This is a genomic window from Xanthomonas sp. WHRI 10207, assembly GCF_040202975.1.
GTDB lineage: Bacteria > Pseudomonadota > Gammaproteobacteria > Xanthomonadales > Xanthomonadaceae > Xanthomonas.
Window position 1 is genome coordinate 263,253 of record NZ_JBEGDX010000008.1, and the last position, 23,853, is coordinate 287,105.

The window sequence follows — 23,853 nt, forward strand, 5'->3', positions numbered from 1 at the left end:
CTCCCAAGCGGGAATAGCTCAGTTGGTAGAGCGCAACCTTGCCAAGGTTGAGGTCGCGAGTTCGAGTCTCGTTTCCCGCTCCAGATTTAGACAAGGCCCCATGTCCGAGGTCTCGTTGTTTCAAGGCAGGATGCCTTGAGTTTGATGTTTCGGCCTGGTGGTAGAGTGGTTATGCAGCGGACTGCAAATCCGCGTACGCCGGTTCAATTCCGGCCCAGGCCTCCACATCGCATGCGTATGTTTCTTATCGGCAGCATTGATGGGGCTAGCGCAACGAAGTGACAAGCTGTACAATTTAGTTTCATGCGGGAATAGCTCAGTTGGTAGAGCGCAACCTTGCCAAGGTTGAGGTCGCGAGTTCGAGTCTCGTTTCCCGCTCCAAATTCAGACCCCGGATATCTCACGATATCCGGGGTTTTTATTTGCCGCATCATCAAGAACGTTCTCGAATGATCAAACTGCCATTCATGTGAATTGGCGGCCAAGAAAATGTCTTCAGGACGGCACAGCACCTGTGCGTTTGCGTGGTAGGCGCACGCGTATGCGCGGCATGCGGTGTCGGCACGCAGACGATCAGATACACACTTAGGCCCGTGCCAGGCTGAGGCCCGTGCGATCGCTATCTGGCAAGAACGGGTGAATCGAGATGATCGGAGATGTGCCACCGTCTCATTCAGCGGCAACTTCTCGGGAGCTGATCGCCACACAGTCAACGTCTCACGGGCTGCGAATCCCTAGAAGCGCGAAAGCGGCCTGGCCAAGTTCGGAGCGTATACGCCGACTGCTGGCAGCGCGACGCTTGCAAGAGCGTTTGGCGGGCAAGCGCCGCGATGGGAGCAGCGGACACGTTTCAGTGCATGAAGCAGGTCTCACCGCATGCTCGCGCACCCCAAACAACTGTTCGCGGGGCTGCGCTTGCGGAAGGCGACGTTGCTCGGAACAGGCTGACTGCACAACAGCCAGCTCATCGCGGCGTGACAGAGCCTATCGGACGACGACATATCATCGCGTCTGGTAGCAGATTTACTTGTCAGAGTGTGCCCGGGGCGGGGGTCGAACCCGCATAGCCTTGCAGCTGAGGGATTTTAAGTCCCTTGCGTCTACCAATTTCGCCACCCGGGCATTGCGATAGCGTGCCTGATTGCGCGGCGATTGTGAATCTCCAAACGACGATCCTGCCGACGGCCCGAGACATGCCGCGTGCGCTATGCTGCCGCCGCAATACCGCGCGGCAACCGACCGCGCACGATCCCAAGGAACTGCATGTCCGGCAACACGCTTCTCCCCCTGCAGCAGGAACGCATTGCCGTCATCGGGCTCGGCTATGTGGGCTTGCCGTTGGCCGTTGCGTTCGGCGAGCACCGCGACACCCTGGGCTTCGACATCGATACGCAGCGGGTCGCGCAACTGCACGACGGTCACGATGCCACGCTGGAGTTGGACGCCGCCGAGTTGGCCGCGGCAACGCTGTTGCGCTACAGCGCAACCGCCACTGACCTGGCGAGCTGCAGCATCTTCATCGTCACTGTGCCGACCCCGATCGACAGCTTCGAGCAGCCGGACCTGGAGCCGTTGCGCAGCGCCACGGCACTGATCGCCGCCGCGCTCAAGCCCGGCGATCTGGTGATCTACGAATCCACCGTGTATCCGGGCACCACCGAAGAAGTCTGCGTACCGCTGCTCGAAGCTAGCTCCGGTTTGCGCTTCAACCAAGATTTTTTCTGCGGCTATAGCCCCGAGCGCGTCAATCCGGGCGACCGTCAGCGGCGTCTGCGTGATATTCGCAAAATCACCTCCGGCTCGACGCCGCAGGCTGCCGACACAGTCGATGCGCTGTACGCCAGCATCATCACCGCAGGCACCTGGCGCGCGTCGTCGATGCGCGTGGCAGAAGCAGCCAAGGTGGTGGAAAACATCCAGCGCGACGTCAATATCGCGCTGGTCAACGAGCTGGCGCTGATCTTCGACAAACTCGGAATCGACACGCTCGATGTGCTCGAAGCGGCCGGAACCAAGTGGAATTTTCTGCCGTTCCGGCCCGGTCTGGTCGGCGGCCACTGCATCGGGGTGGATCCGTATTACCTGATGCACAAATCCGAAAGCGTGGGGTACCACCCGGACCTGATCCACACCGCGCGCCAGGTCAATAACCGTGTCGGCCGGCATGTCGCCGAGCGCGTCTGCGGCATGTTGGCGCTGCGCGGCGTAACGCTGGCACAAGCGCGGGTGTTGGTGCTGGGCGCCACCTTCAAGGAAAACTGCCCGGACTTGCGCAATAGCCGTGCGCTGGAATTGGTGCAGTTGCTGCAGGCGGCCGGCGTGCACGTCGATACCTGCGACCCGTGGGCAGACCCTGCCGAAGCGTTACAGCATGGCGGGGTGCAGCTCTGCGAGTCGCCGGACGAGGGGACCTACGATGCCATCGTGCTGGCAGTCGCTCATGCGCAGTATCGCGACTACGACGTTGAGCGCATCGCAGCGCTCGGCAAGCCAGGCGCGGTGGTGTATGACGTCAAGTCGGTGTGGCCGCGTGCGGCCGTCAGCGACCGCCTGTAGTGCGCTCGTGCCGCTGTTGCAACCAGTCGGCGGCGCCGAGCGCGGCGCGTCGTCCGCTGGCAAAACATGCGGTCAGCAGATAGCCGCCAGTCGGGGCTTCCCAATCGAGCATTTCGCCGGCACAGAACACGCCCGGTTGTGCGCGCGCCATCAGCTGCGCGTCCAGCGCTTCCAATCGCACGCCACCGGCTGAACTGATTGCCTCGGCCAGCGGGCGCGTCCTCAGCAGCCGCAGTGGCAGGTGCTTGAGCGTCCGTGCAACTCGCGCAAGATCGTCGCCGGCCTGTTTGCCCAGGTGCTCGTACAGCAGTGCGGCCTTGACGCCTTCGATGCCGACCTGGCGACGCAAATGCTCGCTGAAACTGCGCCCTTTGCGCGGCAGAGCCAACTCGGCGCTTACCCGTTCCAACGTCCGTCCGGGCACGAGATCCAGGCCGAGCTCGGCCTCGCCATGTGCATCGATCTGGTTGCGCAACTCTGCGGCGATTGCGTAGATCAAACTGCCTTCGATTCCGCTTTCGGTCGCAACGCATTCGCCCTGCAATGCGTGCTGCACGCCGGCGCCATCGCGCCAGTGCGCGACGACCGGCTTGAGCGGCGCGCCTGCATGCCGTTGTACAAAGTGCTCGCTCCAGTCGATATCGAAACCGCAGTTGGCGGGCACCAGCGGCGCAACGTCGATGCCGCGCTGCTGCAGCTGTGCCTGCCATCGCCCATCCGAGCCAAGTTGCGGCCAACTGCCGCCGCCCAGTGCCAGCACCACCGCATCGGTATGACACGCGATGTTGCCTGCTGCCGTTGCGAACTGCAGCGCGCCGTCGTCGCTCCATCCCAACCAGCGATGTTGCACGTGGAAGTTGACGCCCTGGTCCTTGAGTCGGCGCACCCAGCCACGCAGCAGCGGCGCAGCTTTGCGATTGATCGGGAACACGCGCCCCGAGCTGCCGACATAGGTTTCCACACCCAGATCGCGCGCCCAGGTACGCAAGGCGTTCGCATCGAAGTCCTGCAGCCACGATGCCACTTCCTGCGTACGCTCGCGGTAGCGCTGCGCAAACAGCGGCATCGGGTCGGAGTGGGTGAGATTCAGCCCGCCCTTGCCGGCAATCAGAAACTTGCGTCCTACCGAACCCTTGGCTTCATAGAGATCGACCGCGATCCCGGCAGCGCACGCGACTTCTGCCGCCATCAGCCCCGCAGGCCCGCCGCCAATGACCGCCAGCCGCGGTTTGTGTGCGTCCATCATTGCTCAGGCACTCAGCGCGGCTGTACGCCGAGCAGCTCCACATCGAACACCAGCGATGCGCTCGGCGGGATCACACCGCCCGCGCCGTTGTCGCCGTAACCGTACTCAGGCGGAATCATCAAGGTGCGCTTGCCGCCCACGCGCATGCCGGCAACGCCCTCGTCCCAACCGCGGATCACCTGGCGACCGCCCAGCACGAACTGGAACGGTTCTGCGCGATCAAGCGAGCTATCGAATTTCTTGCCATGCTTGTCGGCAGCTTTTTCGTCGTACAGCCAGCCGGTGTAGTGCACGGTGACCATCACGCCCGGAGTGGCTTCCGCGCCGGTGCCGACAGTGCGGTCGATCCGCTCGAAGCTGGCGATCGTGCCACCGGACGGCGGCAGGGCAGGTGCACAGCTGGCGAGCAACAAGGCGGCACAGAGCGTCAACAGAAGGCGCATGGGGTGGTCCATGAAGGAAGGCCGCCATTATCGCACCTGGCTCCCGTTATCATCGCGCCATGGCCAAGCTGCTGCTCAATCTGCGCAATGTTCCCGACGACGAGGCCGATGAGGTGCGGGCATTGCTGCGCGAACACCTTGTGCAGATCTACGAGACCCGGCCCAGCAACTGGGGCATTTCCGCTGGCGGTCTCTGGCTCAGCGACGATGCCGAGTACCCGCGCGCCAAGGCGGTACTGGATGCGTATCAAGCCCAGCGCGGCGCGCTTGCGCGGTCGCAGCGCCAGGAAGCGATTGCTGCGGGCACCGCAGAAACGTTCGGCGCATTGCTGCGCAAGCGCCCTGTCTTCGTGATCGTCACGTTGCTGGGGATGCTGATCGTCGCATCGTTGGTGTTGCTGCCATTTCTGCTGCTGCGCGGCTGACGGCTGTCAGCGCCGTGACCGGCGATGGTGGCGGGAGCGGGGCACATCCGAACACCTGTTGTCCTGACGCGCATTGAGTCAGCACGGTCTGCGCTCGCTGCCTGCAGGGCGATGGATCGTTCGACGAGCGCTCGCTACCCGGGGTCGGGCACCCTAAAATACCCGGATGATCACCAATACCGCGGCGTATCAATTCGTCACCATCCAGGACCCGCAGCAGCTGGCAGACAGCGTGTTGCTACACGCCGAGCAGCAACTGCTGAAGGGCTCTGTGCTGGTGGCCGAAGAGGGCATCAATCTATTTCTGGCGGGCGACGCCGAGCGGATCGGTGCGTTTTATCGCTGGCTGCAGGCCGACCTACGGTTTGCGCAGATGCGCATCAAGTACAGCCAGAGCACGCAGCAGCCGTTTGCGCGGCTCAAGGTCAGGGTCAAGCCGGAGATCATCAGCTTCCGTCGCGACGATGCATCGCCGCTGCAGGGCCGTGCGCCGACGGTGACGCCTGCTGTGCTGCGCGAGTGGATGCGCAACGGACGAGATGACCGGGGGCGCCCGTTGGTGCTGTTGGATACGCGCAATGCGCAGGAAGTGGCCTATGGCACGTTCCAGGGCGCGTTGACCTTGCCGATCGACAAGTTCACCGAGTTGCCCGCAGCACTCGCGTCGCATCGTGCCGCATTGGCCGATGCGACGGTGGTGAGCTTCTGCACCGGCGGCATCCGTTGCGAGAAGGCTGCGCTATGGATGCAGGCCGACGGCATGGATAACGTGCTGCAGCTGGAAGGCGGAATTCTTGGCTATTTCGAAGAAGTCGGTGGCGAAGGCTATGACGGCCGCTGTTTCGTGTTCGACGAGCGCGTCGCACTGGATCCTGCATTGCGCCCGCTGGTGGACGATGCGCGGACCACAGAACCGGGAAAAGTCTGACCGGACGCGGCTGTATTGCCCGATGCAGCCGGTCCTGCGGGCGCTTGCATCATGCGAACACATTGCAATGGCACACCAGGCACGTGTGGTTACACGCAAAAGAGCGCACTTTTCGCTCTAACTTGAATGTAATACGTCGCATCGTGCTTGCCCTGAATTATTCACGGAGCTAGGCTGCACCAGCCAGCCGCACAGCGAGGACAACAAGGATGACCATCAGAGTTTTTCTGATCGACGATCATGCACTCGTGCGTACCGGCATGAAGATGATCCTGTCCAAGGAAGTGGACGTCGATGTCGTGGGTGAGGCAGAGAGCGGCGAAGCGGCATTGCCGCAGGTTCGTCAGCTCAAGCCGGATATCGTGCTGTGCGATCTGCATTTGCCCGGTGTCAGTGGCCTGGAAATCACCGAGCGCATCGTCAAGGGCGATTACGGCACGCGTGTGATCATCGTCTCGGTGCTGGAAGATGGCCCGTTGCCGAAGCGTCTGCTCGAAGCGGGCGCGTCCGGCTATGTGGGTAAGGGTGGCGACGCGCATGAGTTGTTGCGCGCGGTACGCGAGGTTGCATTGGGGCGGCGTTATCTGGGCAACACGATTGCGCAGAATCTTGCGCTGTCCAATCTGGAGGGTGGCAGCTCGCCATTCGACGCCTTGTCGCCGCGCGAGCTGGAAGTCGCCTTGTTGCTGACGCAAGGTCTGCGGCAGGAAGACATCGCCAAGCGGCTGAATCTCAGCGCCAAGACCATCAATACGCACAAGGCGCGCTTGTTCGAAAAAGTCGGTATCCAGGACAACATCGCTCTCGCACGCCTTGCGAATCAATACGGCCTGACCGATCCTGCTCGCACGATGTAGCGCTTTCACCCTCTGCAGTCGCCTCTGCGCGTTGGTTGAGCGTAGTTGAGTGATTCGGTGGACCTGAGTGCCTATGCGCCTGTTCGCTGTTTATGCATGGCAGTGAATGTGACTAGCTAGCCGTAGCGGGCAATTGTCAGGCAAGTGAATCCGCACCCCGACTGGGCGGATAGCGTGAGAACGGTATCCGCCGCCTCACTGCGGGCCAGTGTGATGAGCCTGTGGCCGGCGTAGGCGACGGAAACTAACTGGACCGACTGCTTTACTGCAGCCAGCCGAACTGCGCGGTTGCAAGCGTCGCTTGATCGACATGCGGCGCACCGACCTGTCCGCCACGCAGTGCATGTCCGATGCTGACCACGGACCGCGCGTGTCTTACTGCTGCGCAGGTGCTGTATTGACGCTCCATGTGCAGTCGTCATCTGCTCTGCCGGTTTACCAGATTTCTTGATCGCGTTGATGCGAGGCAGCGTTGAAACCGCTGGATAAAGCCGAGGCCGTTCCCCTTGAACCCTGTCTTTGCCCACTTGATTAGGGGGCAGACTGGTCAAGTCCTCAGGGCGAGGGGACAACACGTCCTTGCGAGCACCAGGCAATCGACGCTGCGCTGAACATTTGCGTGAGCCGGGAATGCATCCAGTTCGACGCGTTGCATCGGTATTGTCCTGGCGAATCGCGCACAAAAACAAAGCGGCCCGAAGGCCGCCGTATTTGACGCAGACCTGGCCCGAGCAATTCGGGCCAGATCGACCAGGCGTTGCAACGATCAGTGATCGTCGCGCGGCTTGTTGGTGTCGTCTTCCTGTACCGACCCAGTGCCGGCGTCAGCTGAGGGCGCTGCAGGCTTTGCGGCTTCGGAGACGACCACGGTCGGCTTCGGCTTGTCGGCCGCCTGTTCCTGCACCTGTACAGCTGCCTGCGGTGCTGTTGGCGTCGACTGCACTGGCGCCTTGTGCGGTACCGACGTTGCAGCCGCCGACGACGCAGGTGTTGCGTCGGCCTTGGGAGCCAGCGCGTCCAGCATGGTCGTCTGCACCGGGGCATACGGCTTGCGCACCGGAGCTGCCTGCGCATCGTCCGATACTGCGGCTGCCTGCGGAACCGTGGCGGTGGAAGTCACAGCGACGTCCACCGAAGGCTTGCTCCCATTGGTCGGCTCGGCATGCGGCGCCGCGGCTGTGACCACGGCGGCCTGTGCCGCAGATGTTGCCGTTGCTGCAGGCGTCTGTTGCTCGGTAACAGGCGTTGCTGGTGCCGACTTCGCGGGCTCGGACTGCACCGCACGCGTGACGGACTCCGATTGCACCGCAGGCGTTGCAGCGACAGCTGGAACAGCACGTGCCTGCGCATCGGCCGACGGTGCCGCAGCCGCAGTGTCAGCCGATGCGTTGGGCACCGGCTTGGCCGGCGTGACCACCGTCGCTTCGACCACCGACGCGGTTGGGGCAGAGGGCTCGACAGGCTTGGTAACCGCAACCGGTGCAGCGTGGGCTGCCTCAGCGTTGGGCGTTGCAGTTGCAGGTATCGCAGCCGCTGCCGTGTGGGCGGCAGCGGTCGATGCAACCGCAGCCGGAGCGTCACCCGAGGTCGCGTCAGCAACCTGAGCGTGCGTGACGACCGGGGCAGGTGCCAAAGCCGCAGCTGTCGGAGCAACCGGGGACGGTGCAATTGCCGGAGTCGCAACGGTCGGCTGTGCCGCCGACGCGGCCGCCACTGTCGCTCCATCACGTGCTCGGTCCGCTGCATCGGCAACCGGTGCCGATGCCTGCTGTGCGAACGACGATGCAGCGTTCGAGACCGGCGCGGTGGTCGACGTCATGTCGCTGTCCGATTGCAGTTCCGCACGTTCCTTGGGAACCGGACGCGGTTTCGGCGCTGCCGCTGCAGTGGTCTCGGGCTTGGTACGGGCGGCCGGGGCCGGTGCGTCATCGTCGAAGTCGAACTCCGGCTGGCCTGCACGCGGAGCGGCGGATGCCGAGTTCTGCGTACCGGCTTCGTCGCCTTCGTTGTCACCATCAAGATCGCCGTCTGAATCACCGTCCAGATCGTCCGTTTCCAGACCATCGGCGTTGCTGCCGCCTTCACCATTTGCACCGGCGCCACGACGACGACGACGACCGCCACGACGGCCGCGACGACGACGGCTTCCACCTTCGCCATTGGCCGCATCGTCGCCCGACGCGTCCTGGGTCTGGCCATCCGCACTCGCGTCTACGCCGTGATCGGCGGTGGACTCGCTCACCACAACGTCGACCGGGTGGGCCTGATTGACTTCGTTCGCGGTGGTTTGCGTGTTGGCAGGTGCAGCGGTGTCGGCAATGGCCGCAACGACAGTCGAGGTGGTTGCCGTTGCTGCGGTCGACGTCAGCGTCTGTGCCGAAGCTGTGCCTTCCTCATCCTGACGCGCCGGGCGCGGCTGCCGTTCGGACGGCACGCCGTCCTGCTGTGCAGGTGCACGTGGCGGACGCGGCGTCTGGTTCTGCTGCTTGGGCTTCTGCGGTTGCTGTTGCTGCTGCTTCGGTGCTTGCGCTTCGTTGCGCGGCGGCTTGGGTACCTGCACCTGCTGCTGGGCCTGGGCGCCAGCTTGTGCGGTCTGGCCGTTCTGGCCATTGGCCGGCTGACGGCGCTCGTCGCGACGCTCCTTGTTAGCACCGTTGCCGTTGCCGCGCTGCTGATTGCCACCGTTGCCGTTGCGGGCATCGCGACCATCGCGACGTTGACCGCCACGCTCGCCGCGCTCGTTTCGATTATTGCGGCCTGCATCGTTCTGGCGCGGACGCTGGTTCGACTCGGCTGCAGGAGCAACCGGCTCGACACCACCGAAGATGCGCTTCAGCCAGCCAACCACACCGGTGACCGGTGCCGGAATCGGCACGGTCACGACCGGGGCCGGCGCGGGAGTCGGTGCGACCGGGGTAGGGGCCTCTTCACGCACCGGAGCCGGCTGGCTCGGCTTGATCGAGGTCACCGCAGGTGCTGCCGGAATGTTCAACTGTGCCTTGGTCAGCGCATGCACCGGCAACTTGCGCGGAGTGCCGCGCTGGTAGCTGGGCTTGCCGCTGTCTTCGCCGAGCTCGTTTTCGCGCAGGCGGGTGACTTCGTAGTGCGGCGTGCGCAACTGCTCGTCGGCGACGATGATGATCGGCGAATCGTGGCGCTGCTCGATCTCACGCAGCGCGCTGCGCTTCTCGTTGAGCAGGTAATTGGCGATCTCCACCGGGGCCTGGACCAGCACCTGTCCGGTGTTTTCCTTCATGGCGTGTTCTTCGGCCACGCGGATGATCGACAACGACAGCGATTCCACGCTACGCATGCGGCCATGGCCATCGCACAGCGGGCAGACGATCTGACTGGACTCGCCCAGGCTCGGACGCAGCCGCTGACGGCTCATTTCCATCAGGCCGAAGCGCGAGATGCGGCCCAGCTGCACGCGCGCACGGTCGTACTTGAGCGCGTTCTGCAGCTTGTTTTCGACTTCGCGCTGGTGCTTGGTCGACGCCATGTCGATGAAGTCGATCACCACCAAGCCGCCGAGGTCGCGCAGGCGCAGCTGGCGTGCGACTTCTTCGGCCGCTTCCAGGTTGGTCTGGAATGCGGTCTCTTCGATATCGCTGCCCTTGGTGGCGCGCGAGGAGTTCACGTCGACGGCGGTGAGCGCTTCGGTCTGGTCGACCACGATCGAGCCGCCCGACGGCAGCCGCACGTTGCGCTCGTAGGCGCCTTCGATCTGCGATTCGATCTGGAAGCGGTTGAACAGCGGAATGTCGTCGGTGTAGTGCTTGAGCTTGCGCAGGCTCTGCGGCATCACCTGCTTCATGAATTCCTGGGCGTCGGCATACAGCTCCGGCGTATCGACCAGGATTTCGCCGACGTCGGCGCGCAGGTAGTCGCGCAGTGCGCGGATGATCAGGCGCGATTCCTGGTAGATCAGGAACGCGGCCGGCTTGCTCAGCGCAGCCTCGGCGATCGCCTTCCAGGTCTGCAGCAGGTAATCCAGATCCCATTGCAGTTCTTCGGCGTCACGGCCGACACCGGCGGTGCGGATGATCACGCCCATGTCGTCGGGGATATCGAGCTTGTCCAGCGCTTCCTTCAGCGCGGCACGGTCTTCGCCTTCGATCCGACGCGACACGCCACCGGCGCTCGGCGAATTGGGCATCAGCACCATGTAGCGGCCGGCCAGCGAAATGAACGTGGTCAGGGCGGCGCCCTTGTTGCCACGCTCTTCCTTGTCGACCTGCACTACGATTTCCTGGCCTTCACGCAACAGCTCGCGAATGGTCGACTTGTTGTGGTCGACGCCGGCCTGGAAGTAATCGCGGGAGATTTCCTTCAACGGCAGGAAGCCATGGCGCTCGGCGCCATAGTCCACGAACGCCGCCTCCAGAGAGGGCTCAAGCCGGGTGATACGGCCCTTGTAGATGTTGGACTTCTTTTGTTCCTTGGACGGCTGTTCGATGTCGATGTCGTACAGGGTCTGGCCGTCCACAATCGCCACGCGCAGTTCTTCTGCCTGCGTTGCGTTGATCAGCATTCGCTTCATTGTTGCGTTCCTCACGCGCTCTACCGCGCGGAACGCCGTGACGTTTCGCCTCTGGAACAGCTTGTCGGCCCTTCGCGCAACGCGCGGACAGGCCTGACCAGGGTTTCCAGCGCTGCAACACCACGGCAGGCCGCGGGAGCGCTTGTCTTTAAGTTTTATAGGTGTTTCAGGGCCGGCAGCCGCGTCCGGACGGACCGGGGCAGCGCACGGGACATGTTCAGCGCAACGGTCAAAAACCGCCGGCGATGGCCGGGTAGGCCGGTGAGCCGCTAACATGGCCGCCCCTGGGGCGGTGGTCGCGCACTGTGCCGGAATCATCGGAAGTCAGGCTTCTGGCCTATCAACTTCCAACGAAATCAAACCCTTATCTCGCTCGCCGAGTGTAACAGAATAAAGAGCCGGATGACCGACCCCCAGCCCCCCAAGCCGCCCGCCGACCGTGTGGGCGTGCGTATTCTCAAAGTTCCGGAAGACCGCGCTGGGCAGCGGCTGGATAATTTTCTGCTCGGCCAGCTCAAGGGTGCGCCGCGCAGCCTGATCTACAAGCTGGTCCGCAGTGGCCAGGTGCGGGTGAATGGCGGGCGTGCCAAGGCCGAGCGCAAGCTCGAGGGCGGCGAAGAAGTGCGCATTCCACCGGTGCGCGTCAACGAGGAAGGCGACAAGGCAGCGCCGCCGTCTTCGTTTATGGCGCGGCTGGAGGCGGCGATCGTGTTCGAGGACGCGCGTCTGCTGGCGCTCAACAAACCCACCGGCGTCGCCAGCCATGGCGGTAGCGGCATCAGCTTTGGCGCGATCGAGACCTTGCGCGCGCTCCGTCCGAACCAGACCCTGGAACTGGTGCACCGGCTCGATCGCGATACATCCGGCCTATTGATTGTGGCCAAGAAGCGCTCGGCGCTGACCGAATTGCAGGCGCTGATGCGCGAGGACGATCGCGTCGAAGGGCGCGGCATCACCAAGCGCTACCTGACCTTGCTGGTGGGGCGGATGCCGGACGGCGTCATGACCGTCGACGCGCCGCTGCATATCGGCCTGCGTCAGGGCGGCGAGCGGCATGTGCAGGTCAATGCGATCGGCAAGCCGTCGCTCAGCCACTTCAAACTGCTGGAACGGCGCGGCGGGCACTCGTATTGCGAAGTGCGCATCGAAACCGGCCGCACTCATCAGATCCGCGTACATGCCCAGCACCTGGGCCACCCGGTCGCCGGCGACGATAAATATGGCGAGGCCGAGGTCAACAAGCGCCTGCGCGATCAGCTGGGTCTGAAGCGGCTATTTCTGCATGCGGCCTCGCTGGAGTTCGCCTTGGATGCGGGCAAGACTCCGTACGTGCTGAGCGCGCCGCTTGCTCTGGAGCTGGCCGAGGCGCTGGATCGGCTGGGGCGCTGACATAGCCATTTCAGGCTGCGCGCGCCTCTCGTTTCGCGTACCTGGCACGTGATGCCCATCGTTCAGCAGGACATCGGCGGTGCTGCGGTCTCGGTTTGGTGAGAGTCCCAGGGCGGCGGCCTTCATAGCCGGCAACTACGTCGAAGCTCTGTCAGCACGCTTAGCTGTCGTGATGGTGGCCGCGATGCTGCGGTGCCTGTGCACGAGCGGGCGGACGTTGCGCATGCATTTCTGCCGGGTGGGCGGTAGCAGGGCGCGGAGGTGCAAAGGAAACCATGCGCTGCGGGTGCTGTTGCGGCTGGGCCTGGGGGATCGGCCGTGGCTCCTGGCGCGGCGGCAGTGACTGCGCACGTTCCATCCGTTGCGGTGGCGCCAAGGCAGCTTGCTGAGGTGACGCAGTCCGCTGCTGCTCGTGCATCTGTGGAAACTGGAATTGCGCCGCTGTTGGCGCACGATGATTGACATCGTGTGGGTCGCGGCTGGCAAACGCAGCGTGTGTAGTGAGTGCTGGAGGTGCCGAACGGGGCTGCTCGACCGCCGGCACGCGGGCCGCATTGCTCGCCTGATGCAGCGGCTGTAATTGCGCCATGCGCTGTTGTGCAACCGGTGCCGCGGATATGCGGACCGCCGAATGCGCGCCAGAGGCGAGCATCGGTGCGGGGATATTCGTTGCGCGTAACGTTGTCTGCGCCTGCGACGGCATATTTGCCGGCATCGTCGCTGCAGCACGCGTTGCCACTGGGCGGCCAGGCTGCAGCATCTGCCGGTCAAAATGCGGCGCTGACAAGTGCGCATAGTCGGGCGGACGTGGAGCGTTGGCGGGCGAGGGCGCTATGCGATTGGGGCGCTGCAGGTTTCTGAGCGACTGCGCACCTGCTGCCGCGGCGATCGGCAAGGCCGCGCTGTTGACCGGCAGCCCTGTCGGCGCCAATCCGGGAGCCAGTGCGGATGCCGCAGTGCTGTTGGGCCCATACCGCTGGTTCTGCCGCACGTAAGAGCGCGCGTCGATATAAGTGTTGCGGTTGTTGATGATGGTGGTGCGCGGCGCATAGACGTGGTTTTGGTACACCACGTAATGCGGTGCGGCAGGCGGTGCGTTCCAGTCCACGCTCCAGCTGTTCCAGCCCCAGTGGTGCCACGCCGGTGCCGGTGCGGCCCAGCCGAACCAGCCGTGGTGGTGTTCCAGCGCCCTGCCGACCAATACACCGACGCCAAACGACACCACTCCGGTGGTTACCACATCGCCCTGGTCGTACCAGCGCACCGGGCGATAGCGATAGTCGCGATAGACATCGACCGGCGTGCCGTAGACCACACCCGGGTCGTAGCGCGGCACATAGACCACCTCTGGCTGCGCGGGTTCGATGGTGATGACTTGCGACGGCGGCGGAACACGTTCGCCATCCAGGATCGGCGTGACCACCACATGCCGCGCAACCTGGACCTGCTGTTGCGGCGTGCTGCGCAGGTGGCCGCTGGCTTGAGCGCGCTGGCGCATGATCTGCACCGCGTTGAGGACATCGTTGGGGTCATGCGCGTACGCATCGCCGAGCGCGCGGGTCCAATCGAGATTGCCGGCCAGCTGGTCCACCACATCGGGGAAGGCGGTCAATGCCTTGATGCTGGGATCCCACGGCTGCGACACCGTGGCCTGCGCTCGGGCAGTGGCCGCCAAGTTGCGATTGCTGTGCAGCCAATCCTGCGCGGTGAGCACCTGATCCGGGTAGACCGAAGCCGCCAGGGTCTGGGCCAACAGCTTGTCCGGAAAAAGGGCGATCGGAGCGACCAACCGATACAGCTGATCGGCCGTCGGCGGCGTGTAGGCGGGGGCTGTGGAGGCGGGTGGTTCGACTGGAGCCGCTGCGGTTGCCGAAGGTACGGTGCGTTGGCAGCCGACCAGTGCCAAGGCGCCACTGGATGCGATTGCCAGCGCCAAGCCAATGCGCCCCTGTGACCATGTGCGTTGCATACGGCACCTCGCTGTGTGCGCGTTGATGACGCGCGTACGATGCGCCGCATTCGATGTCTGGAAGCTTGCTGACGTGGTGCCGGTAATGGCCTGGCACGGCAGCGTTCAGGAGGACTGCGTGCTGACGAATCGCAGCGCTGCAGAGCGTGCGCAAGACCACCTTTGCGTCACAACGTCAGGGCAGTATTCGGTGGCACGTGCGCACGTTGCCTAGCAGCGGCGTCGGCCCGGCCCATGCTTGCATGCGGAAAACCTCAGCTCTTACAACAAGCACCGCCGGTTGTTGCTCGCGGTCGGCGCGCCACGCCTCACGCCTCACGGCGCCGCGAAGCGGAACAACACCAGACTGATCGCCAGCGTGGCCATACCCGATACCAAGCCGTAGACCGTTTCGTGGCCTTGTGCGTAGCGCTTGGCCGCCGGCAGCAGTTCGTCCAGCGCCAGGAATACCATCACCCCGGAGATCAGCCCGAACACCGTGCCGAACACCGCTTCGGACAATACGTTGGACAGCGCCAGATAGCCGATGCCGGCGCCGATCGGTTCGGCCAGGCCGCTCAGCAGGCTGGCACCGAAGGCATAGAACTTGTTGCGCGTGGCGAAATACACCGGCACCGCGATCGCGATGCCTTCGGGAATATTGTGGATGGCGATGGCGAATGCCAACGGCATGCCCACTGCCGGGCTTTCCAGCGTGGCGAAAAACGTCGCCAGCCCTTCCGGAAAGTTATGCGCGGTGATCGCGATGGCGGTCATCAGGCCGACACGACGAATGTAGGCGCGGTTGTCGTCGCGAAATTGCGGGTCGTCGGTGGACAGGCTCTGGTGCGGGTTGGGCACCAGGCGGTCGATCACCATGATCAGCAGCATGCCGCCCAGAAAGGTCAGCGTGCCGAAGGTAAAGCCCAGCTTGTCGTTGTAGGCGTTGGAAAATGCAGCGATCGACTTGTTGAGGATCTCCGACAACGACACGTACACCATCGCGCCACCGGCAAATGCCAACCCGAACGCCAACAGGCGCGGATTGGGCTTTTTGGCGAACACCACCATGAGGCTGCCGAGGCCGGTGGCAAGTCCCGCGGCCAAGGTGACCGCCAGCGCGGTCCAGACGTTCTGTGATGACACCTCAAGCATGCGACGCGACGACCTCGTGGAGTGGGAAGCGATCCTGGTGTGGTCAGCGCAATCACGCGACCACTGGCGGCAGCAGGATGGTCAGGCATGGATGACGAAGGCGTGGTGCCGAAGACAGCCGCACGTTCATGTGCAACCACCGGCCGGGGCGACCGGTGTCGATGAGCGATGCATCGCGGTGTCGAGCGTCTTGCCCGTCGTCGCTTAGTCAGAGCCGTTGCAGCAGGCTGACGGCTGCGCTCAACCGCCGCGGCGCGCGCGTTCTTCGATGGCGAAGCATTCGTCCGGACGCGGCACCGGCGGCTTGAAGGCGACCGGCACCTGGATGGTCTGCGGCACGGCCTGGCCATTGCGGGTGGCCGCCTTGAACTTCCACTCGCGCACACGCTTCTGTGCAGCCTCGTCCAGCACCGGCTGCCCGCTGCTCTGGGTCACCGCCACCTCGGTCGGTGTGCCTTCGGTACCGACGACGACCTTGAGCACGGTGGTGCCACCGACCCCGGCGCAGGCCAGCTCCGGTGCGTACTCCGGCGGCGGCGTCTTCAGCGCGGCAAGCTCTGTGGGGGCCACCGCAGGCGCGGCAGCCTGTTGCGGCGACTTGCCGCAGCCGCTGAGGCCGGCCGCCAGACACAGGCCGGCGAGGGCGGCGCGAGAAATGGTCATGCAGTGACTCCCTGATCGTAGAGTTGCGCGGTCTTGGCCGCGCAGATGAAGTCGTTTTCGCTCAGCCCGCCCACATCGTGGGTGGAATAACGCACCACCACCCGGTCGTAATGCACACCCAGATCGGGGTGGTGGTCTTCGCGATGGGCAATCCAGGCCAGCGCATTCACGAAGGCGAGGGTGCGGTAATAGTCCGCAAAGCGAAAGGTGCGCGTGATGGCCATACCGGCCTCGGCCAGCTCCCAGCCGGGTATCTGCGGCAGCAGCTCGGCCAGGCGGGCCTCGCCAAGCTTGTGGTCGCTACCCTTGCGCGGAAGGCAATGGGCCTGCTCCAGGGGAATCAGATCAGTCATGACGGTCTCGCAGGGGTGGCGGACGGCGCACCCACCAGGATCACGGTGTTCCATGAGCGAGGGCGCTTTGAGCGGTAGAATAACCCGCATGATCCAGATATCCGACAAAGCCCAAACCTATTTCCGCAAGCTCATCGAACGCGAAGGCGTGCCCGGCATGGGCGTTCGCCTGAGCGCGGTGGACCCAGGCACTCCTCGCGCAGATGCCAGGCTTGAGTTCGCAGAGCCCGCGGACCTGAGCGGCGACGAGTGGGCCATCGACTGCGACGGCTTCACGTTATATGTCGCCGCCGCCAGCGTGCCGTGGGTGGATGGTGCCGAGGTCGACTACGTCACCCAGTCCACCGGCAACCAGCAGTTGACCATCAAGGCGCCCAAGATCAAGGGCGAAGCACCAGCGGATTCTGCCTCGATGGTGGAGCGCGTGCGCTGGGTGGTGGAAAACGAGATCAACCCGCAGCTGGCATCGCACGGCGGACGTGTGGCCGTACAGGAAGTCTCGGCCGACGGCGTGGTGCTGCTGCGCTTCGGCGGCGGTTGCCACGGCTGCGGCATGGCCGATGTCACGCTGAAGCAGGGCATCGAAAAGACCTTGATGGGACGCGTACCCGGCGTGATTGCGGTGCGCGATGCCACCGACCACGCCACCGGCGACGCACCGTACATTCCGCGCGACAGCGCGGCCTGATTCCGCGTCACCGGTGACAACGGCTGCCGATCTGCTGCAGGCGCTGCGCGCGCGCATGCCAGCCAAGCTCATTCTGGATCGGCGCACCGGCCTGCCATACGGGTGGGCGATCTGGATGCGCAACCGCGACGACGCGGCGGCGCCGTTCAACGACGACCAGGTGATGGATGTGCTGTTGGCACGTCCATCCGCCGCCCATGGTGCAAATGCTACTGCGACGCTGACGCCGTTCCAGGCATTTCGCAGCCTGTGGTGGCAGCACTGGGAGCCGCGCCCGACCGATCAGCGCCGGCAACACTGGCTCGCGCTGCTGGGCAGTCTGTTGATCCACATCGGCTTCATCGCGCTGCTGATCTGGGTGGTCACCGTGCGTTGGGCGCCGGACGAAACCAAACCGGGCGAAGAGTCGCGTGTGCGCATGACCTTTATCGGCGACGGCGCAGCGGAGCAGGGGGGAGGGAAAGCAGAACCTTCGGCTTCGGCACAGGCGGCCTCTGCCGACGCGCCTGCCGCGCAGCAGGCCAGTGCGGGTGCGGCCCCTGGTGAGTCTGCACAACCGACGACGCCTGCATCGGTACCGCCGCAGGCTGCCGCCGAGCCTGTCGATGCAACCAGCGCGGCGCAGGCGCAGGAAAGCGCGCCGGAGCCGGTTACCGCCGCTGCCAGCGAGCCGGCGACACCGGAGGTGCCGCAAGTGACGGTGCAGGTGCCGGAAGTGACGATCGAATCACCGCTGCAGGTGACCGAAACTGCGGTCGCCACCAACGAGTTTGTGGTTCCTCCACCGCCCAGCATTACCGTGGCGCCGCGAGCGATGACGCCAACCGCGCCGCAGGTGGAGGTGCGTCAGCGCGAGATCCAGACCGTGACCGACCGGCCTCAGCTGCGCGAATTGCAGCGCCCTGCCGCAGCCGTGGCCGTGCGATCTGCCGATGCACCTGCCGTGCGCGAGCGCGAAGTGGTAGTGCCGGACCGGCCGCAGGTTGCAGCACCGACGATGCGTCCTAGGGAAGTCACTCCAACCGTGCGCATGCCCGAGGTGGCGGTGCGCACCACGGAACTGCCCAACGTGCCGGAGCCGGCATCTACGCCGGCGCCTGTGCCGCCAACCGCACCGGCAACTGCCGCACCGACGTCGGCACCGCCTACATCGACAGCGAACGCCTCCGTTCCTCAACCGGCACCCGCTACGTCCGCACCGCAGGCAACAGCGTCATCGGCCAAATCCGAGCAGTCCAGCAACAGCGCTGCCGCAGCATCTTCGTCAACCAAGCCCGCGACCAATACCGCTGCCGGGCCAGCAGCGGCGGACCGCAGCGGCGGCTGGGACGTCGCTGCCAATGCCGACGACTGGAGCAAATCCGACCGCAACCGTCGTGGTGAGCCCACTGGTGCCAACGGCCAGCGCGATGGAATGTTCAATAGTGACGGCAGCGTGCGCGTGGCGGGGGCAGGCGATGCCGGCAAGGGAGCCGGCGACCGCGGGCCACCCGGCAGCGACACCGACACCTGGACCCGCGACCAGATCGCCCAAGGCGGCACCTGGCTCAAGCGCCCGCCGTACGGCTACACGCCGACCTCGCTGGATAAGTACTGGATGCCGAACCAGTCGCTGCTGCAGGAATGGGTACGCCGCGGCCTGAAGAAGATCGAGATCCCGATCCCGGGCACCACCACCAAGATCAGCTGCGTCGTGTCGTTGCTGCAATTCGGCGGCGGCTGCGGCCTGAGCGACCCCAACCTCAACGATCAGCCCGCCACCGCGCGACCGCCGCCGGATGTACCGTTCAAGCGGGAGTTGCAGGAGGACAAGGGGGCGGTGCGCCGTGAGGGCGAATGAGGGTGCTGCGCGATGAGCGTCCAGCACAGCCAGATGGAGCGAAGCGGGGCATGCGCTTGCATCAACACCGTGCGTCAATGCGCCTCCAGCTGGTGGGTGGGTGCCACGGCGTTTGCGGCGACCAACGCGAAAGGTCTCAATGACCAGCGGCGGCCGTGAGTTTTTGAAATGGTTGGCTGCCGTCTTCATGACGGGCGATCACGCCTTGAAGATTCTGGGGCTGGGTTACGTCCCGGGCATCGCCGAATTGGGGCGCGTGGCCTTTCCGTTGTTTGCGCTGGTTCTGGCCTACAACCTTGCTAAACCTAACGCCGATATCGAAAAATCGGTCAAGCGCTTGTTTCTGTGGGGCATCATCGCAACGGGGGAATGCAGTCGTGGTCGCGAGACCTTGATAGGCGCTCTGATGCCTCTCCACGCCGCGACATCGAGCACCTAGCTTTCAATACGTACGATCAAGAAAGATAGCGTGTCGTTGGTGTTCACCGCCGTTTGCGCCGTCTCACCTGTGCTTACGCCAAGTTGTTGAGCTGGGTAGGGACGGAGCGGCCCAGACTCTGGAGCTCGCAAGGGGCCCATGACTCCGCCCGCCATCGTCAATTGGCGATGCTGTTTTCCGAGGGAAGTGAACAGGCCCTCGGGACTTTCCCTGTTCGGCCAGAAATGAGATGGAATTACGCTGATTAGGGAGCGTTATCGAGGGTGGGATAGGTTATTCCCGGGCTGAGGGGCTTACCACCACTTGCTGGACAACACCGAAGCGAAATGCTCGGCTATTCCCCGGAAAGCTTCTCGCCCCAATGATTGCCCGCAAGATCGACGATCAAGCCATGGACACTCGCATCTCTACCCGGGCGCCCAGCCATCGCGGTGATGCGCGTCTGGAATGAAGTGGATAGGAAGCAAGTGACGTAATAAGCAGTGTCGCTGCCCGTATCGGCTCCCACCAGCCGACGATACGTCGAAACAAGGAGCTGCGGTTCGTCGCCATTATGGAAGGTCTGCCAAACATGATTCGGATTGTCCGTCTGTCCCAATGCATGAACCTGTAAGTTTGCGAGGGACGTCGCCGCATTGTTTGCTGCAAGCGTCTTTAAAAGTCTGTGCGTTGCCATTCCTGAGTCGGTTATTACGATGCCCTTGAGGAAAATGCCGGAACCAACCCGAACGGCGAAATCTTCAAGTATCTGCCGTGCGTACGCCGCCACTATGGCATCACTGGCATCCAAGAGGCGGACACTATCGGTAACAACCCCGTCTCGTAGCTCAATGGCCACGGGGCGCATGTGGCCGTCGGATGTCGCCTGCTGCATGCTGTACTCGGCGATCAACGGCACCCATGCCATACCAGTCCGGCGCTCATGGTGACTGCTGAAGGCTATGAAGATGCCTTGTGGAAACATGCGCAGCCAGACCTGTGCGGCCGATTCAATAGAAGCCAACGATAGACCGACAACCAGACACGTATGGGGGATCGTTTTTTCCAGCATGGAAATCGACTGTTGTGTGGCCACAACTAACCTCGGGCGGCTATCTAGCAGCAGTTTGTACAATTCCTCTCTAGAGTCGGCACGCACGACGTCCAGTGCTTCACCATCGTTTGGCGCCTGCCGGACCGACTGGATCAATTGCTCTGCCAAGACTAGCCGGTCCACAATTACGATCTGCGGGATTGAACCGAGTTCGCCCGATTCACGGCAACGCGCCAAGTATCCAATCATGGACGATGTGATGCCTGACCCTACCGGCTGCTGAATCAATCCGGCGATGCCACCCGTAGATCGTTTTCGCAGTGTGGCTCCGAAGGCAGCTTCGATCAGGTCGAGCTGGTAGGCGCGCAAGCGCTCGCGGTAGTATGAGGACAAAGAGCCGAGTTGCTCTGTAAGAGATTGCAGATCAGTGTCGCTGATGCCTGTGGGTTGGCCTTCGACTAGGCGCTGCTTGATCAGTTCCGCCTCTGCGGTCACGCGTGACGCCAACGTTTGTAGTCGGGCTTCGGGTGGGACAACACGCATGCGTTCGCCAAGGCTGCTGTCGGCAGCGACCGTTGCATGGAGGACGTTAAGAACTTCGTCGAGCGTCTTCTTGATGTCGAGAAACTGCCCTAGGAATTCAGTTTCAGGCGAGGCGGGCTGTATCTGAGCGAGTGCTAGGTCTACATCCTCGCTTAGCAAGGCTCCCGCATCCACATCAAATAGCAGCGTGACGATCCATAATGCAGCGCGTCGTGCACCTTCAATGGCATGTAGCGCCGGTACGGTGCCATTACCACCATGGTACAAATCATTTCGCAGGCCATGGTAGTAGATCATCTCGTCGCGCTGGACTAGCATCGAAGTGCCCTTCGAATTTGTAAAGCGCTCGATGAATTCAAGTTTGGTGTGGAAGTTTCGCTTCCAATGCGTCACGTCTTCCTGCCGGTAGCTAAGCCCGCCTCGCTGCGCAGGGTTTAGATCCAGATATGTCACCACCGCCATCTCGATGGCATTGTCGAAGCTGATAAGCGCTATGCGTCGATCAAAGTCGCGCGAGCCTTGGCGATGTTCCTCCCCGTGGCGGAGTAGGTCGAAGGGGCCGTGGACCCAAGGTTTGATTGCCAATGTGAGCGTCCCTCCGGCGAACTCCTGGCCCTATGGTATGAAGACAAAGCATTGTTGACAATGTGTCGCTGCTGGAAGTGATAGATCCCAATGCGAAACCCCGTCCTAACCGCATACAAATTAGTTTTTTGGCGTTATGGCCAAGTATGCAGCACCAGGCGATATCTTCTGTTTATCAGGGCTATGAACCATTGGGGTCAGGAACCCCTGGCATATTCGGAGAACCGGCGAGTGGGTGTAGCGATCATCAGTGGTGCTTGAGGACCTGCTGGGAACCTGCGTTCTCCCGGAAGCGGACCACAGGATCGTGTCCAAGATTCCGGCAACCATGCGATGCTACTGTCGCGCAGATCGACACTATGAGCATTGGCGAGGCTTGCCGATGCTAATCTTGGTACCTTCGTTCAGGGGCAATCCGCGACGTGCCAGCCGACTACGGAAAGGTCAAATCAGCGCTACGGAAGATGCCCTTGGAGGGTTCGCTTCGCCACATATGGCAGTACTCAAGGCTCGTGTCGGGTCAGGTGAAGCTACCTGACAGCTATGTGCACCGGGATGAGCGGGGCTACTCCCACGATATCGAGAAGTATCTCCACCCTCATCAGTTGGAGCTTCTGGCTCGCGAGCTGCTTTTGCATGCAGATAGGAGTGGGAGGCATACAGGCCATTCTCTGGCGAATTGGCCGGACTTTGCCAACGTAAAGAGTGCGTTGGATACGTTCGCCAATGACGTACACGAGGACAATCCATACACTGACATCATGCTGACGCTGCACCGAATTGCGCAGGCACAATTTCCGCTGTTCAGCCGACTGACACGTGCCAAGATCGGTCGCTACCTGGCGATGTACCGAACGCCAGCCCTTCGGGCGATCTTCGAAGATCATCTGGGCATCGATGTCGACATATATTTCGTCTTGACGTTTGCCGTGATCGCATCAGCACTCAGCCGTGTACAGATGAACACCATGACGGACTACGAAATTCTCGGGGTGGATAGATCGCAGTCGACACGCTTCTTCGAACGCATCAGCGGTAGCTTGGGGCCGATGCGCAAGAAGCTAATTGATACACAGCGTCATAACGATTGCTGGGAGTACACCTTCAATGCACTTCACTTCTATCCGTTGATCTCACTCTTTCCAGACCACCCGGAGCGTGTCCTGTGTCCACTGCCACCAGCATTGGAGCGGCGATTGCTTGAAGGTCTTTACTTCGATTTAGTTGACGCCAAGGGTTTTCCCAAAGCCTTCGGTGATGCGTTCGAGAGCATCACAGGTCGGATACTCATGAGTTTGGAGCCGCGCTATGAAGTCGAAGAAGTGCGGCCCAAGAAGATTAAAAAGCTTAGATATGACGGGACGGACTGGATCATTAGGTCGCCCGGAAACTGCGCATTCGTAGAGTGCAAATCAAAGCGCTTGTCTTTGGGTGGACGTGTGGCAGAGCAGGCCAGCGATTTGGAAAAGGACATCGTCAAACTTGCCGAGGCGGTTATTCAGAACTACGCCAACATCCATCGTGAGCTGCAGGCTAAGCAGGAAGAGGATTGCCAGTACTTCAACATCATCATCACTCTCGAAGACTGGATCTTGTTTAGCGATATAACCACGATGACGCTACATGATCATGTAGTCGATCAGCTCAGCAAAAAGGGGCTTCCTGTAGATCTGATCGATAAGGTGCCATATCGCGTGCTCAGCTTTGAAGGTGCGATCTACACCTGCGCGACGCTCAAGGATCGCTCGATGGTCGAGGTGTTCGGACTTGAGAAAAATCCAAAGTTCAGTGGACTGTACTTCCTCACGGACCTGAAGAATCGCTTCCAAAATGCAGACGCGGAAAGCGTTGGCGACTTCGAAGAGGATTTCCACGTGTTGATGAGACCTGTAATCGAGCAATCGAAAAAATGGCCATGAGCCAATCTGCATCGGAACCTATTGGTACGACAGGTTCCCTTTAGCATTGCGACCAGATCAACACACCCCTGATTTCGCTAAAGGCGTGTGCCTGCTCCGAGATTTTCCTCCCTCCGGCGCGCCCTCCTTGGCTCGCTACTGGCATCCGTCCATCCCGCAGGAGATTGATATGGACTACCAAAACAAAGCGTCCACATACAAGCCGAGGCAGATTTCATCATAGTGAAGCGTCCTCGTTAACTCGATCCACTTGGAAGTAGAGTTCCATCCCAAGGAGCTCTGTATGAAGAAGTCGAAGTT

At 62.6% G+C, this 23,853-nt stretch carries 16 protein-coding genes, 4 tRNA genes and 1 pseudogene; 12 read left to right on the forward strand and 9 right to left on the reverse strand.

Annotated elements, in window-relative coordinates; all coding sequences use genetic code 11:
• Positions 1-7: 7 nt before the first annotated feature.
• The 3 genes from ABQU90_RS21490 (at position 8) to ABQU90_RS21500 (ending at position 381) form a co-directional block, all read left to right on the forward strand.
• Positions 8-83 (forward strand) — tRNA-Gly (locus tag ABQU90_RS21490).
• 68 nt (positions 84-151) lie between these two features.
• Positions 152-225 (forward strand) — tRNA-Cys (locus ABQU90_RS21495).
• Between the two features lie 80 nt (positions 226-305).
• Positions 306-381, forward strand: a tRNA-Gly gene (locus ABQU90_RS21500).
• A gap of 657 nt (positions 382-1,038) precedes the next feature.
• Here ABQU90_RS21500 and ABQU90_RS21505 read toward each other — a convergent pair.
• A tRNA-Leu gene (locus tag ABQU90_RS21505) sits at positions 1,039-1,122 on the reverse strand.
• Positions 1,123-1,263: 141 nt separating this feature from the next.
• Here ABQU90_RS21505 and ABQU90_RS21510 point away from each other — a divergent pair.
• On the forward strand, positions 1,264-2,556 hold the full coding sequence (locus tag ABQU90_RS21510) for a nucleotide sugar dehydrogenase (RefSeq protein ID WP_323522754.1): 1,293 nt from the start codon (positions 1,264-1,266) through the stop codon (positions 2,554-2,556).
• Here the strand turns inward: ABQU90_RS21510 and ABQU90_RS21515 are convergent.
• Both ABQU90_RS21515 and ABQU90_RS21520 read right to left on the reverse strand, forming a co-directional pair.
• A complete protein-coding gene (locus ABQU90_RS21515; RefSeq protein ID WP_323522755.1) occupies positions 2,540-3,802 on the reverse strand; it encodes a TIGR03862 family flavoprotein in 1,263 nt (420 codons plus the stop codon). The genes ABQU90_RS21510 and ABQU90_RS21515 overlap by 17 nt on opposite strands.
• An 11-nt stretch (positions 3,803-3,813) precedes the next feature.
• Positions 3,814-4,245 (reverse strand): FKBP-type peptidyl-prolyl cis-trans isomerase, encoded by a 432-nt coding sequence (locus ABQU90_RS21520; RefSeq protein ID WP_323522756.1) that lies wholly within the window; start codon positions 4,243-4,245, stop codon positions 3,814-3,816.
• Between the two features lie 59 nt (positions 4,246-4,304).
• On the opposite strand from ABQU90_RS21520, the gene ABQU90_RS21525 reads away from it, so the two are divergent.
• The 3 genes from ABQU90_RS21525 (at position 4,305) to ABQU90_RS21535 (ending at position 6,455) form a co-directional block, all read left to right on the forward strand.
• Positions 4,305-4,670 carry a DUF6164 family protein gene (locus ABQU90_RS21525; RefSeq protein ID WP_323522757.1) on the forward strand — a complete coding sequence of 122 codons (366 nt, stop codon included), beginning with the start codon at positions 4,305-4,307 and terminating at the stop codon, positions 4,668-4,670.
• Positions 4,671-4,836: 166 nt separating this feature from the next.
• Positions 4,837-5,598, forward strand: coding sequence for a sulfurtransferase (locus ABQU90_RS21530; protein ID WP_323522758.1), 762 nt, complete (start codon positions 4,837-4,839; stop codon positions 5,596-5,598).
• Positions 5,599-5,807: 209 nt separating this feature from the next.
• Positions 5,808-6,455 (forward strand): response regulator, encoded by a 648-nt coding sequence (locus tag ABQU90_RS21535; protein WP_055854221.1) that lies wholly within the window; start codon positions 5,808-5,810, stop codon positions 6,453-6,455.
• Between the two features lie 766 nt (positions 6,456-7,221).
• Here the strand turns inward: ABQU90_RS21535 and ABQU90_RS21540 are convergent.
• The gene (locus ABQU90_RS21540) at positions 7,222-10,989 is read right to left on the reverse strand and encodes an Rne/Rng family ribonuclease (protein ID WP_323522771.1); all 3,768 of its coding nucleotides are present in this window, start codon (positions 10,987-10,989) and stop codon (positions 7,222-7,224) included.
• A gap of 411 nt (positions 10,990-11,400) precedes the next feature.
• Here ABQU90_RS21540 and ABQU90_RS21545 point away from each other — a divergent pair, with 411 nt between their 5' ends.
• Complete coding sequence (locus tag ABQU90_RS21545; protein WP_323522759.1) at positions 11,401-12,387, forward strand: RluA family pseudouridine synthase; 987 nt, start codon at positions 11,401-11,403, stop codon at positions 12,385-12,387.
• 160 nt (positions 12,388-12,547) lie between these two features.
• Here the strand turns inward: ABQU90_RS21545 and ABQU90_RS21550 are convergent, their stop codons facing one another.
• The 4 genes from ABQU90_RS21550 to ABQU90_RS21565 all read right to left on the reverse strand — a co-directional run bounded on the left by ABQU90_RS21550 (position 12,548) and on the right by ABQU90_RS21565 (position 16,506).
• The gene (locus tag ABQU90_RS21550) at positions 12,548-14,356 is read right to left on the reverse strand and encodes a DUF3300 domain-containing protein (RefSeq protein WP_323522760.1); all 1,809 of its coding nucleotides are present in this window, start codon (positions 14,354-14,356) and stop codon (positions 12,548-12,550) included.
• A gap of 315 nt (positions 14,357-14,671) precedes the next feature.
• Entirely contained in the window at positions 14,672-15,490 is an 819-nt protein-coding gene (zupT, locus tag ABQU90_RS21555) for a zinc transporter ZupT (RefSeq protein ID WP_055854232.1), read from the reverse strand.
• A gap of 240 nt (positions 15,491-15,730) precedes the next feature.
• Entirely contained in the window at positions 15,731-16,153 is a 423-nt protein-coding gene (locus ABQU90_RS21560; RefSeq protein WP_323522761.1) for an energy transducer TonB, read from the reverse strand.
• Complete coding sequence (locus tag ABQU90_RS21565) at positions 16,150-16,506, reverse strand: 4a-hydroxytetrahydrobiopterin dehydratase (RefSeq protein WP_055854238.1); 357 nt, start codon at positions 16,504-16,506, stop codon at positions 16,150-16,152. The genes ABQU90_RS21560 and ABQU90_RS21565 overlap by 4 nt, the downstream gene beginning before the upstream one ends.
• Positions 16,507-16,594: 88 nt before the next feature.
• On the opposite strand from ABQU90_RS21565, the gene ABQU90_RS21570 reads away from it, so the two are divergent.
• The 3 genes and pseudogenes from ABQU90_RS21570 to ABQU90_RS21580 form a co-directional block, all read left to right on the forward strand.
• Positions 16,595-17,194 carry an NfuA family Fe-S biogenesis protein gene (locus tag ABQU90_RS21570; protein ID WP_055854241.1) on the forward strand — a complete coding sequence of 200 codons (600 nt, stop codon included), beginning with the start codon at positions 16,595-16,597 and terminating at the stop codon, positions 17,192-17,194.
• 13 nt (positions 17,195-17,207) lie between these two features.
• Positions 17,208-19,034, forward strand: a complete 1,827-nt coding sequence (locus tag ABQU90_RS21575; protein WP_323522762.1) for a transmembrane repetitive protein — start codon at positions 17,208-17,210, stop codon at positions 19,032-19,034.
• 139 nt (positions 19,035-19,173) lie between these two features.
• Positions 19,174-19,398 (forward strand): annotated as a pseudogene (locus ABQU90_RS21580) (TraX family protein); the annotation flags it as partial.
• 409 nt (positions 19,399-19,807) lie between these two features.
• Here ABQU90_RS21580 and ABQU90_RS21585 read toward each other — a convergent pair.
• Entirely contained in the window at positions 19,808-21,634 is a 1,827-nt protein-coding gene (locus ABQU90_RS21585) for an HsdR family type I site-specific deoxyribonuclease (RefSeq protein ID WP_323522763.1), read from the reverse strand.
• Positions 21,635-22,158: 524 nt separating this feature from the next.
• On the opposite strand from ABQU90_RS21585, the gene ABQU90_RS21590 reads away from it, so the two are divergent.
• On the forward strand, positions 22,159-23,553 hold the full coding sequence (locus ABQU90_RS21590; RefSeq protein ID WP_323522764.1) for a hypothetical protein: 1,395 nt from the start codon (positions 22,159-22,161) through the stop codon (positions 23,551-23,553).
• Positions 23,554-23,853: the final 300 nt, after the last annotated feature.

Bases quoted from the DNA above. Each gene is read 5' to 3' on its own strand.
- ABQU90_RS21510 (WP_323522754.1), top strand. From the start codon at position 1,264: ATGTCCGGCAACACGCTTCTCCCCCTGCAGCAGGAACGCATTGCCGTC.
- ABQU90_RS21525 (WP_323522757.1), top strand. From the start codon at position 4,305: ATGGCCAAGCTGCTGCTCAATCTGCGCAATGTTCCCGACGACGAGGCC.
- ABQU90_RS21520 (WP_323522756.1), bottom strand. From the start codon at position 4,245: ATGCGCCTTCTGTTGACGCTCTGTGCCGCCTTGTTGCTCGCCAGCTGT.
- ABQU90_RS21515 (WP_323522755.1), bottom strand. From the start codon at position 3,802: ATGATGGACGCACACAAACCGCGGCTGGCGGTCATTGGCGGCGGGCCT.
- ABQU90_RS21550 (WP_323522760.1), bottom strand. From the start codon at position 14,356: ATGCAACGCACATGGTCACAGGGGCGCATTGGCTTGGCGCTGGCAATC.
- ABQU90_RS21530 (WP_323522758.1), top strand. From the start codon at position 4,837: ATGATCACCAATACCGCGGCGTATCAATTCGTCACCATCCAGGACCCG.
- ABQU90_RS21540 (WP_323522771.1), bottom strand. From the start codon at position 10,989: ATGCTGATCAACGCAACGCAGGCAGAAGAACTGCGCGTGGCGATTGTG.
- zupT (WP_055854232.1), bottom strand. From the start codon at position 15,490: ATGCTTGAGGTGTCATCACAGAACGTCTGGACCGCGCTGGCGGTCACC.
- ABQU90_RS21570 (WP_055854241.1), top strand. From the start codon at position 16,595: ATGATCCAGATATCCGACAAAGCCCAAACCTATTTCCGCAAGCTCATC.
- ABQU90_RS21565 (WP_055854238.1), bottom strand. From the start codon at position 16,506: ATGACTGATCTGATTCCCCTGGAGCAGGCCCATTGCCTTCCGCGCAAG.
- ABQU90_RS21545 (WP_323522759.1), top strand. From the start codon at position 11,401: ATGACCGACCCCCAGCCCCCCAAGCCGCCCGCCGACCGTGTGGGCGTG.
- ABQU90_RS21560 (WP_323522761.1), bottom strand. From the start codon at position 16,153: ATGACCATTTCTCGCGCCGCCCTCGCCGGCCTGTGTCTGGCGGCCGGC.
- ABQU90_RS21535 (WP_055854221.1), top strand. From the start codon at position 5,808: ATGACCATCAGAGTTTTTCTGATCGACGATCATGCACTCGTGCGTACC.